The organism is Hydrotalea lipotrueae (genome assembly GCF_019249625.1).
In the GTDB taxonomy this organism is placed as follows: domain Bacteria; phylum Bacteroidota; class Bacteroidia; order Chitinophagales; family Chitinophagaceae; genus Hydrotalea; species Hydrotalea flava.
This window is the reverse complement of the sequence record NZ_JAESDL010000004.1, coordinates 38,000-50,110: the sequence shown is the minus strand read 5'-3', so window position 1 is coordinate 50,110 and position 12,111 is coordinate 38,000. Positions and strand designations below refer to the sequence as shown.

At 38.2% G+C, this 12,111-nt stretch carries 11 protein-coding genes; 10 read left to right on the top strand and 1 reads right to left on the bottom strand.

The window, feature by feature from the left end; all coding sequences use genetic code 11:
• Position 1 precedes the first annotated feature (1 nt).
• From rhuM to JK139_RS04100, 4 genes are read left to right on the top strand one after another with little or no spacing between them, the layout of a single operon-like run.
• Positions 2–991 (top strand): virulence RhuM family protein, encoded by a 990-nt coding sequence (gene rhuM / locus JK139_RS04115; RefSeq protein WP_218330642.1) that lies wholly within the window; start codon positions 2–4, stop codon positions 989–991.
• Positions 988–4,200 (top strand): type I restriction endonuclease subunit R, encoded by a 3,213-nt coding sequence (locus JK139_RS04110; RefSeq protein WP_218330641.1) that lies wholly within the window; start codon positions 988–990, stop codon positions 4,198–4,200. Before rhuM ends, JK139_RS04110 begins: the two co-directional genes overlap by 4 nt.
• A complete protein-coding gene (locus JK139_RS04105) occupies positions 4,200–4,577 on the top strand; it encodes a hypothetical protein (RefSeq protein WP_074419439.1) in 378 nt (125 codons plus the stop codon). Before JK139_RS04110 ends, JK139_RS04105 begins: the two co-directional genes overlap by 1 nt.
• Positions 4,578–4,610: 33 nt before the next feature.
• Entirely contained in the window at positions 4,611–4,940 is a 330-nt protein-coding gene (locus JK139_RS04100) for a hypothetical protein (RefSeq protein ID WP_143439138.1), read from the top strand.
• Here JK139_RS04100 and JK139_RS04095 read toward each other — a convergent pair.
• Positions 4,891–5,343 carry a hypothetical protein gene (locus JK139_RS04095; protein ID WP_074420699.1) on the bottom strand — a complete coding sequence of 151 codons (453 nt, stop codon included), beginning with the start codon at positions 5,341–5,343 and terminating at the stop codon, positions 4,891–4,893. The genes JK139_RS04100 and JK139_RS04095 overlap by 50 nt on opposite strands.
• Before the next feature lie 95 nt (positions 5,344–5,438).
• Between JK139_RS04095 and JK139_RS04090 the strand changes: the two genes are divergently transcribed.
• The 6 genes from JK139_RS04090 to JK139_RS04065 all read left to right on the top strand — a co-directional run bounded on the left by JK139_RS04090 (position 5,439) and on the right by JK139_RS04065 (position 12,012).
• Positions 5,439–5,924: a hypothetical protein gene (locus JK139_RS04090; RefSeq protein WP_074419441.1), complete on the top strand. Its 486-nt coding sequence runs from the start codon at positions 5,439–5,441 to the stop codon at positions 5,922–5,924.
• A 70-nt stretch (positions 5,925–5,994) separates the two neighbouring features.
• Positions 5,995–6,795, top strand: coding sequence for an HTH domain-containing protein (locus JK139_RS04085; protein ID WP_074419442.1), 801 nt, complete (start codon positions 5,995–5,997; stop codon positions 6,793–6,795).
• 172 nt (positions 6,796–6,967) lie between these two features.
• Positions 6,968–7,378, top strand: a complete 411-nt coding sequence (locus tag JK139_RS04080; RefSeq protein WP_074419443.1) for a PH domain-containing protein — start codon at positions 6,968–6,970, stop codon at positions 7,376–7,378.
• 33 nt (positions 7,379–7,411) lie between these two features.
• The gene (locus tag JK139_RS04075) at positions 7,412–7,624 is read left to right on the top strand and encodes a DNA methyltransferase (RefSeq protein WP_074419444.1); all 213 of its coding nucleotides are present in this window, start codon (positions 7,412–7,414) and stop codon (positions 7,622–7,624) included.
• Positions 7,625–7,632: 8 nt separating this feature from the next.
• Positions 7,633–8,958: an ATP-binding protein gene (locus JK139_RS04070; RefSeq protein ID WP_074419445.1), complete on the top strand. Its 1,326-nt coding sequence runs from the start codon at positions 7,633–7,635 to the stop codon at positions 8,956–8,958.
• Positions 8,959–12,012, top strand: a complete 3,054-nt coding sequence (locus JK139_RS04065) for a DEAD/DEAH box helicase (RefSeq protein ID WP_218330640.1) — start codon at positions 8,959–8,961, stop codon at positions 12,010–12,012.
• Positions 12,013–12,111 lie beyond the last annotated feature (99 nt).

Genomic DNA, 12,111 nt, shown 5'->3' with positions numbered 1-12,111 from the left:
TATGAACAGCGAAATCATCATATACCAAAACCAGGAAGGCAACATCAAAATAGATGTGCGGCTGGAAGAAGAAACCGTTTGGCTAACCCAAGACCAAATGGCAACCTTGTTTGGTAAGGCAAAATCTACCATCAACGAGCACATTAAAAACATTTATGAGGAAAACGAGCTGGTAGAAACCACTACAATGAAGAAATTCGGAATTTCCGAATTTCAGCAAAAAGCCCCGTTTTACTACAATCTGGATGTCATTATTTCCGTTGGCTATCGGGTAAAATCGCCCCAGGGTACACAGTTTCGCATTTGGGCTACCCAACGGTTGAAAGAATACATTATTAAAGGTTTTACCCTGAATGACGACCGCTTTAAGAGCGGCAATACGATGAATTATTTCAACGAACTGCAGGAACGCATTCGGGAAATACGCCTTTCGGAACGCTTTTTTTATCAGAAAATCAAAGACATCTACACCACCAGCATTGATTACGACCCAAAAGATGAAAAGACCATTGAGTTTTTTAAAGTGGTGCAAAACAAACTCCTGTGGGCCATCAGCCAGCAAACAGCAGCCGAGTTGGTATATCGTAGGGCAGGCGCTACCCTGCCGTTGATGGGTATGCAGTCGTATGATAAAAAAGGAACCGTTTCTATAAAAAAAACTGACGTAAGCATTGCTAAAAACTACCTGAACGAAGATGAAATAAAACTCCTTGGGCTTTTAGTGGAACAATACCTTGCCTTTGCTGAAACCATGGCACAGCAACGCATCCCTATGTATATGAAAGATTGGATTGAGCGTTTGGATACTATTCTGCAACTAAACGGCAGGGAATTATTGACCCATGCCGGAAAAATAAGCCACGAAATGGCATTGGAAAAATCGGGTGAAGAATTTGAAAAATACCAACTTGTACAAAAGGCGTTAGAGAAAGAGCAAAGCCTGAAAGAACTGGAAGAAGACATAAAAAAATTGAAGAAGCCTAAAAAATGAGATTTACCGAAGAAAAATTAGAAAAGGCGTTTACCGAGTTGTTGGGGCAAGAAGGATTTCCCCACCATTTGGGCATTACCATTGCCCGAAAGCCCGATGAAGTATTGATTGAGGACGATTTGAGAAATTTTCTTTTAATGCAATATGCACCGCAGGGTATTACACTCAATGAAACCAATTCAATTATTCTTCAACTCAAATCGCTTCCATCATCAGACCTATACGAAAGCAACAAAACCTTTTTGAGAATGCTTGCGGACGGTTTTATTCTGAAACGAGAAGACCGCAACCAAAAAGACATTTACATTCAGCTTCTCAATTATGCAGGGCTCAACAAACACCGCCAACCCAACGAAGACGAAGTAATTTCCATAGCAGCCGAACCCGAAGAACAATATCCAGCAGATACGAATATTTACAAGTTTGTGAATCAGTTGGAAATCATTGGCAATGAAAAACGAATCCCTGACGGCATTATTTACATCAATGGTTTGCCTTTGGTGGTATTTGAGTTCAAAAGTGCCATTCGGGAAGAAGCCACCATTTATGATGCTTTCAAACAATTAACGGTTCGTTACCGCAGAGATATTCCCGAATTTTTCAAATACAATGCTTTTTGTGTAATCAGTGATGGCGTAAACAACAAAGCAGGTTCGTTCTTTGCCCCTTACGAATTTTTCTATGCCTGGCGTAGAGTGGCGGGGCTAGCCAAGGACGTTGACGGCATAGATTCAATGTTTACGCTGGTTCAGGGAATGTTCAATAAAAACCGTTTGCGTGACATTATTCGCAACTTCATTTACATACCCGACAACAGCAAAAAGGAAGAAAAAATCGTTTGCCGTTATCCGCAGTATTACGCTGCAAGAGCTTTGTATGAAAACATCAAAAAAGCCCAAAAACCCGAAGGAGACGGAAAAGGCGGAACTTATTTTGGTGCCACAGGTTGCGGAAAGAGTTTCACGATGCTTTACCTGACAAGGTTATTGATGAAAAGTGAATACTTTGAAAGTCCCACTATAGTTTTGATTACCGACCGAACAGATTTAGACGACCAATTGTCGACACAGTTCATCAATGCCAAAGGATTTATTGGCGACAACACCGTGGAAAGTGTGGAAAGCCGAGCCGACCTGAGAGCCAAACTACAAGGCAGACAAAGCGGTGGCGTTTTCCTGACCACCATTCACAAGTTTACAGAAGATACCCAACTGCTTACCGAAAGGGAAAATGTGATTTGCATTTCGGACGAAGCACACAGAAGTCAGGTAAACCTTGACCAAAAAATAAAAGTAACCGAAAGCGGAGTTAAGAAATCTTTTGGCTTTGCCAAATACCTGCACGATTCGTTACCCAACGCAACCTATGTAGGTTTTACAGGAAGACCTATTGATGCAACGCTTGATGTGTTTGGTAAAGTAGTAGATGCCTACACCATGACAGAATCGGTGAAGGATGAAATCACCGTAAGGATTGTGTATGAAGGCAGAGCCGCAAAAGTAGCTTTGAAAAACGGTGAACTGGAAAAGATTGAGCAATACTATGAAGAAGCAGCCGAGTTGGGAGCCAACGAATATCAGATTGACAAAAGCAAACAGGAAACGGCAAATATGTATGCCATACTTGGCGACCCTGACCGCTTGAAAGAAGTTGCCAGTGACTTTGTAACCCATTACGAAAACAGAATTTCAGAGGGTGCCACCGTAAAAGGAAAAGCAATGTTTGTGAGCAGCAGCCGTGAAATTGCGTATGAACTTTACAAAAACATCATTGCCCTTAGACCAGAATGGAACGAAATAAGAGAAGCGGAAGAAGGTGCAGAATTAACCGACAAAGACAAGCGGGAACTTAAGCCGATTGAACGCATTAAGTTAGTAATGACAAGAGGCAAAGACGACCCAAAAGAACTTTGGGATTTATTGGGCACTTCTGATGACCGAAAAGAACTTGACCGACAATTCAAGAATCCGAAATCCAATTTCAAAATCGCCATTGTGGTGGATATGTGGCTCACAGGTTTTGATGTTCCGTTCTTAGATAGCATTTACATTGACAAGCCGATCCAGCAACATAATTTAATTCAGACTATTTCACGGGTAAACCGCAAGTTTGAAGGCAAGAACAAAGGTTTGGTGGTGGACTACATTGGTATCAAAAAACAAATGAATCTTGCCCTTGCCAAATACAACAAAGGCGATGAAGATAATTTTGAAGACATTGACCAATCGTTGGTAGTGGTAAAAGACCACTTGGATTTATTGGCTAAACTGATGCACAAGTTTGACAATACAAAGTATTTCAAAGGCAGCACCATAGAGCAACTCAACACCTTAAATATGGCTGCGGAGTTTGTGCAGCAAACCAAAGAAATGGAAACCCGATTTATGGGCTTGGTGAAGCGACTGAAAGCCGCTTATGATATTTGTGCAGGAAGCGAAAAACTGACCCAAACCGAAAGAGATTACACCCATTTCTATTTGGCAGTTCGTTCCATTGTTTTCAAGTTGACCAAAGGCAATGCCCCTGACACAGCACAGATGAACGTAAGAGTAAGGGAAATGATAAAAGATGCTTTGCAAAGTGATGGAGTAGAAGAAATTTTCAAACTTGGAGAAGAAGGAGAAAGCGAACAAGACATTTTTGATGAAGACTATTTGGCTAAGATTGATAAAATCCAACTGCCGAACACGAAAATCAAATTGCTTCAACAGCTACTTGCTAAAGTTATTGGAGAAATCAGAAAAGTAAACAAAGTAAAAGGCATTGACTTCACCAAGAAAATGCAAGCCATCGTTGAACGCTACAACAACCGTGACGCAAACGACATTTTGAGAAGCGAAGTATATGAGGAAATGGCAGAAGCCTTGACAAACCTTATTTGGGACGTTCACAAAGAATTTAAAACAGGTGACGAATTAGGAATTGACTTTGAAGAAAAAGCCTTTTACGACATATTAAAAGAGCTTTGCAAAAAATACGACTTCACCTACCCTGACGACAAACTCATTGACTTATCCAAAGCCGTAAAACTCATTGTTGACAGCCAAGCCAAATTCCCTGACTGGAATAAACGTGACGACATAAAATCAGCCTTGAAAGTGGAGTTGATTTTGATTTTAGATGAGTTCGGCTATCCACCAGTGGAGAGAGATGAAGTGTATGTAGAGATATTTGAGCAAGCAGAAAACTTTAAGAAAAACAGACAGTAATGAACCCACGCAGCAGTCACACACATTGCCAAGTCGCACCAGCCGACCCGCAAGCCAAAACTTGGCAAAGAGTGTGCCTGCCCCACCCTGAAAAAATTGAATTAAAAAAATTTCCCGACCCTTCTGAAAATAAAAAATACGCAAACGCACAGAACAACGACAGACAAAAATCAGTTTCTAAACAGACACCAAAACCATTGACAGCAAAGCGTTTCAACTACTCGGTGGACAGAAGGCCAGCTTGTAACATGGGTTTTGCAAAATGGCGGCTGACGTGCTTCTATGACAGTTTTGTGCAAGGCTCAACATTCGGAATTCTAATAAACATTAGTGCTAAAAATCCGCCACTTCGCAAAGCTCAGAACCGTTGGCAGTAACCTTTCGGCAAATTCCATACAAACATTTCTTTTATGACACAACCAAAGCGAGAACGCTTCTTTGCACGAATGCTCTTTAAGTATCACGGCGACAACAAACGTGAAATTTGCTACATCTACAATCGTCAGGACCTTGACGACTTGCTGAACATTAAGCGGCAAGAGTGGGACAACTCTCAATTCATTTCTGTTGGCGACATCGTAACCCTTGAGGGACATAAATGCAAAGTGGTTAACATCAATTTCAAACTGGAAGAGCATCTGTATGAAATGGGGCACGGCTACGGCATCAACATGCTTTCGCCATCTGACCCTACTGACTACAACTGCCAGATTGGAGTTTTTGTTGAAAGGCTGGACTGACCAAAATTTCAGCAAGTTCACCTTCGGCTTTTGTCGCCGACCAATGTTCTTTGACAATTTCCCACAAGTGAGTAGTTAGCCGCTCTGGACTAATCTTGCGTTGTGGGACTTCTTTGAAAAACACGAAATCATGCAGTTCTTCCAGAGTGTACGTTTGGTGCAGAACTTTGGCTGCATCAAGAATTTTTAAACTGACATCCACATACTTTTGGTTAACGGTGGGCGACAAAGGACGCAGTTTCTTTAGTTTTTCAATCATTTCCGTTGACATGACTAAGGCTACTGCCAACATGGGTTTGGAGTCATAGCGGCTTGACAGAATAATTATCAGCAGCATATGGCTACTGGGCAGTTGTTCCATCAGACGAAACGCAGGTCGGCTTTTTTTTAAAACATTAAACATTTGTATTTCTATTTAACTTCAGTTCCGGGCAGGACATTATAAAATCCCCACCTGCAGCAATACCTGAACGTTATTTGCAACTAAATCTATTCAATATGAAATATTTATATTTAGCTTTTTTTATTTTTTTTATAAGTTGTAAAGACGGCAAACTTACCTTTAAGGACATAAACAATACTTGTGATAATGTGGATTATATATGGACAAAAAGAAGTATGCCAATAGATATTTCAATTGGGGGAAATAACATGGAAATTCAAGAGACAGAATTCAAAAATAAAAAAACGGCTGACAGTTTAATAAACCAAATGAAAGTCGTACCTAAAGAAGTAGTATTAACAAATACATCATCATCGAAGAGCAAAACTTTTACAGTAAAAATTACTACTTTGACAAATGACGACACTACTTCAAATACATTATTATATACATTATTTCCAGGTGAACAAAGAAAGATAGGTTGTACTCATTTTGGATATATATTACTTGACAACCATGATCTTAATAACTCTACCAGATCATCAGGAGTTCAGATTGGACAGAAAAAATTTGAAATCGTTGCAGAGTTTATAAAAAAATAGCTGCAAATGCGTGAACGTTAGCGGTCAGTTTAGGACGACACTTAACAACAAAATTCAATAGACAGAAAATATGGCTGAATTAAAATGGAAAGAAGCAATTAAAAAAGTGTTGAATGAAGAAAAGAAACAACTTCACTACACAGAAATTGCTGAACTTATTGCTGAAAGAGGTTACAGAAAATCATTGGGAGCAACACCGCAAGACACGGTAAGTGCAAACCTTACAACTGACATTAACACAAAGAAAGAGAAATCAATCTTTGCAAAAACAGCCAAAGGTTATTACATCTTACGCAAGTTTTTAAATCAACCTGACGACAATGACATTGACGACAGCGAACCTGAAATTGTAAACGACAAAATTGTAACTAAAGACAGCCATAAAATCATAAATGCTTTTGGAATTTACTGGAACAGAAATCTTGTTTATTGGAAATCACAACCAGACTTATTGGGCATTCAACAAATCGGTGCGACCGAAGTAAACTTTAAAGACCAAATTGGTATTTATTTATTGCATGACAGCAGGGAAACAGTTTATGTTGGCCAAGCAATTGAACAGTCTCTTGGCAAAAGACTAAAAGACCACACGACAGACAGACTTGCTGGACGCTGGGACAGGTTTAGTTGGTTCGGTTTTTATCCAGTGACAGAGGACGCAAAACTAAATTTAGGTGTAAAATTCAAAGACTTTACAATTCAAAATTTGGGCGACATTTTAGAGGCAATTCTTATTGAAAGCATTGAACCACGACAAAATAGAAAACAAGGAAATTCATTTGTCGGTCTTGAATATTTACAACTTGAAGCACCTGAAATTAAAAAGAAATTGAAACAACAAATCATTCAAGAATTGACAGACAAATTATAAAACCGAACGGCTAACGGGTTTTGCGTCAGGCGGGCTGACGTGCAAACTTGGAGCTTTGTGCTTCGATTAAACTTTAGTAATAAATTGAAACTTTGTGCCCGGAAACCCGCCCGAACGCAAAGCCCTAAACCGTTGTCTGCAAGCATTTTTCAACACTCTAAAATTTCAAATAATGACATACAAAACATCGTTAGACAATTTAGCAAAAGGAGTCACAATTGGAGTAACTCTATTATTTGCATTTATAATTTTTGGGCAATACTCAATATTCAAAGACACAGGTAGAGCAATTCCAATTTACACGACTGCTGCATTACTATTGATATATTTTATTGCATTCGCATTTAGACCAATTGACTATAAACTTTCGACTGACCAATTGATTATTCATAGACTTTTATCAGACGTTAAAATTGACAGAAACCAAATTAAAAGTGTAGAGTATTTAGACAAAGAAAAAATTGGTTGGGCTGTTAGGACATTTGGAGTTGGTGGACTATTTGGGTATTTTGGGAAATTTGCAAATACGAAAATTGGTAGTATGACTTGGTATGCAAAGAAGAAACAAAACTGTTTTGATTAAGACAATAGATAAAAAAAATAATTTTGACACCTGATGAGCCAGAAAATTTTGTTGCAAATTTCAACTCATAGATATGCCAGTGAAGGCTCCCCATTTCTTGGCTCAGGAACGACAGCAGTTGCAGCCTCGTTAAACGGAAGAAAATATTTGGGAATTGAATTGAAGAAAGAATATTTTACCGAAGCGAAAAAAAATGTAAATGAAGTTAAAAAAGTTGTATCTGATAAATTAAAAAAGAAAATTTAATCAACAGAATGCCCGAACAACAAAATATAGAATATAAACAAAGTTGGCATGATGACTACCTGAAATGGGTTTGTGGTTTTGCCAATGCACAAGGTGGTGCAATAGTCATTGGTAAAGATGATAATGGCAAAGTAGTCGGCATTAGTGATTACAAAAAACTGATGGATGAAATACCTAACAAGGCAAAAGACCTGATGGGGATTTTACTTGATATAAATCTGCATGAAGAAAAAGGTTTGTACTACCTTGAAATAATTACGCAGCCTTATGCAGTACCCATTTCTTTGCGTGGCAGGTATTACTACCGCAGCGGAAGCACCAAACAAGAATTGATTGGTGCAGCACTTACCGATTATTTACTTCGTAAAAGTGGTAAGACATGGGATGAAGTTGCGGAGCCAACAGCCACACTTGATGACATTGATGATGCCAGTTTAAAATCATACATAGCAGCTTCACTTCATGCTGGAAGGATTTCAGATGTGGAGGGATTAAGCAAAGCAGATTTGATTGCCAAGCTCCGCCTGACAGATGATAATGGTAACATTAAAAGGGCAGCCATTGTTTTGTTTGGAAAGAACCCGGCAAAATTTTTCAATAATTGCGTTGTAAAAATTGGCCGCTTCGGTAAAGACAGCAGCGACCTGAGATTCCAGGAGACAGTTGAAGGCAATATTGTTTATTTACTAAAAGAAGTGCTGGAGCAATTAAACCGGAAGTTTCTAACCCGTGCTATTTCGTTTGAAGGCATACAAAGAATTGAGAAAGGTGAATATCCTATCGCAGCACTCCGTGAAATGTTGCTCAATGCATTAGTGCATAGAAATTACTTAGGTTCATCTGTTGTGCAGATGCGTATGTTCGACAACCACTTTAATATCTGGAATGAAGGCGAATTGCCTGCCGGTATCAGTTTGGATTCCCTCAAACGGCAGCATCCATCAAGGCCAAGAAATTTATTAATCGCCGATGTATGTTTTAAGGGCGGCTACATTGATGCTTGGAGAAGCGGAACATTAAAGATTATCAGTACCTGCAAAGAAGCAGGATTACCTGACCCTGAAATTATTGAACAGGATGGCGGCATATTGGTAACCCTCTTTAAAAATAAATACAGTAAATACCAGCTACAAATATTAGGATTGAATGAGCGACAGGTAAAAGCGATATTGTATGTTGTTGAACACGGCAGTATTACCAATTCAAAATATCAGGAAATAAATGCAGTTGCTAAGACACTGGCTACTGAAGAATTGAAGGACTTGATTGGTAAAGAGCTAATAAAACAAACCGGTTCAAAAGGAAGGGGAAGCAAGTATGAGTTAAAAGAATAATTGGCCGCTAATTGGCCGTATTGGCCGCTAATTGGCCGGGAATTGGCCGGTTTTTTAAGGGAAACAGCAATGAATGAGAACTCCGCAAATCAGATACAATTATTTAAATCGGTCTTCAGGGGCCGGGAGGATGTATTTGCCATTCGATGGGAAAAAGCTGATAAAAGCGGCTATATGCCTGCATATCATTTCGACCCCTACAGATACCGGGCTCACAAAATGAAGGGCGGGACTTTTCAAAACTATACAGATAAAACATACCTAAGACTTACTGATGATGAAATTGCCAAACATTTAAAAGGAGAGCAATATATCGGAATCTATCCGTTACTGCCTGATAATACTTCATGGTTTCTTGCAGCAGACTTTGATGAGGACAATTGGGTTCATGATTCAAGAAAATTTCTCAAAGTATGTAACGAAAAAGGAATACCTGCATATTTGGAACGTTCTCGTTCAGGCAAAGGCGGACATGTATGGATTTTTTTTGAACATCCCTACCCTGCAATCAGGAGCAGGAAGATTTTCATTTCCATTCTTGAACAATCGGGAGCATTCTCAATATTTGACAAGGGTTCAAGTTTTGACCGTTTATTTCCCAATCAGGATTTTCATTCTAGGAAAGGCTTAGGAAATTTAATTGCATTGCCGCTATTCAAAAAAACATTGGAACAAGGAAATAGTTGTTTTATTGATGCAGAAACTTTACAACCAATAAAAGAACAGTTTGAATTCCTGAAAAACATCAAGAGGGTTTCCATTTCAGAATTAAACAAACATTATCAATCAGTTTCAACGCTCACTATTTCCACTCCACCAAAAGCAAGCAATGGAAAATTAATCATTACATTATGTAACGAAGCAAGAATCAGTCGTGAAGGAATGATAACTCCATTAATAAATTTTCTGAAAGAAGAATTAAATTTTGCAAGTACAGAGTTTATCATCAAAAAGAAAATAGGCAAGAGTACTTTCGGCACAGAACGTTATTTCAAATTTGTGGAAGAAGCGGAAACCGAAGTTATAGTTCCAAGAGGTTTCATAGGAAAATTAATTCGCTACTGCAGAGAGAATAAAATTGAACATGATTTCATTGATGACAGAAAAAAGCATAAATCAATACCGTATTTATTCAATGCCCAGCTAAGAGACCATCAGCAAACAGTTGTAGAATCAATTACTAAGAAAGATTTAGGGGTAATTGTAGCTCCACCCGGTTCTGGAAAAACAATTGTTGCATTAAAAATAATTTCGGATAAACAGCAACCTGCTTTAATCATCGTTCACAGGAAACAATTGGTTGAGCAATGGATAGAAAGGATTGAAACTTTTCTTGGGATTCCCAAAACCGAAATAGGAAAAATAGGGCAAGGAAAAAGTAAGATTGGAAATAAAATCACAGTTGCTACAATTCAAAGTTTAACAAAGGAAATTGAAAAGAGGAATAGTGAGGTTCTGAAAAACAATTTTGGAACTATAGTCATTGATGAATGTCATCACATTCCGGCAGAAACATTCAGAAATACAGTAGCGAAACTTAAAACATTTTATCTCTACGGGTTAACCGCAACGCCATTCAGAAAATACAATGACGGCAAACTTATTTTCATTTATTTAGGAGAAGTTATTACTGAAATAAAATCCAGTGAAATCAGCAATTCACAGCAAGCCAAAATTATCATTAGAAATTCTGAACTTGATATTCCTTTCAACTCCAAAACAGACCCGTTTGAAACTCTTTCCAAAATTCTAATTCACGATTCAGCAAGAAACAAGTTAATTCTGAATGATGTAAATGCTGAATTGAAAAAAGGCAAAAGAGCTGTGATAATCACTGAAAGAAAGGAACACATTGATTCTCTAAACCAGTATTTGAAACAATCTTATGAGACGATAACATTGAGTGGTGATGATTCAGAAGCCAACAGAAATTCTAAATGGAAAATGCTGAAAGGCGGTAATTACCAAGTTCTCATTACTACAGGACAATTCTTTGGTGAAGGAACTGACTTACAAAACGCCAACTGTTTGTTTCTTGTATATCCGTTTTCATTTGAGGGAAAGTTGATTCAATACATTGGCAGAGTTCAACGTTCAGAAGTCACGCCGGCTATTTATGATTACCGTGATATTAAAATTGACTATTTGAACAAACTATTTCTAAAACGAAACACTTTTTACAGGAAGATTGATAGACAGGCAACATTATTTGATGAACCAAAAGAAGAAGTTAAACACTCAAATATCATTACCATTGATAAAGAAATAAAAATCCTGATTGGAGAACTTGAATTTCGTTATTGCAGTGTTTTGTTCAAACATATAATTCCCGAATTGAAAACCGAACTTGAATTTGAAATTGAGAATCTTGAAATAAGACCGGAGTTTGAAGTTTTGAAACCCTACTTTGCAAAAGCACTTAAATCAAAGAATGTGAAGATTCAAATTTGTGCAGAGTTTGATGACGGCAAACTGGTTTCTCAATTGGCAACATCAAATGATATTGACAAAATAAATCGAGAGGTGATTGAAGGTGTGAAATTCAGTTTCGTTTCAAAAAATATTATTGGAAAACCATTGCAGCAATCAGAGAACCTTTTAGACATCAATCAAATACAGGGGCAGAACAGCAATTCGCTTTACAGTTCAGGCGAAGAATTGCTTGAAAATATATTGAAGAAAGAAAATTACAAGCATTATAGGCAGTTGCAGTTCTTAGCACAACGACACGATAGAAGCACTTTGAAAATTCGTTTTGTATTAAGTCCATTTTCGTTTGTATTTCTATTGTCAGGAAAAGAACAGTTTCACATTGTTTTGGAGACATTGGACACGGAAGAAGCAACTTACTTGTGGCATTTTCCTAAAGACAAACCGACACTTAAAATGAAATTGAAAGAAATTGACGACCAATTAAGCATCATCAGAAATAAAGGCAGACAGGTTTTCCTTGAAAGGCAACCGACTGGTTTCCATCGGATAATGCATGATTATTCTGACAATAAAAAGGGATTCGCAATCTGGAAAGACTTACTGGAAGAACAAATTGTTTGACCCTACACACCAAGTCAGGCACATTTGCAAGACACACAAAGCCACCACACAGAAGCCAACCTTGCAAAAGAGCCTGCCTTGTTCCAACGCTTCCGGGAC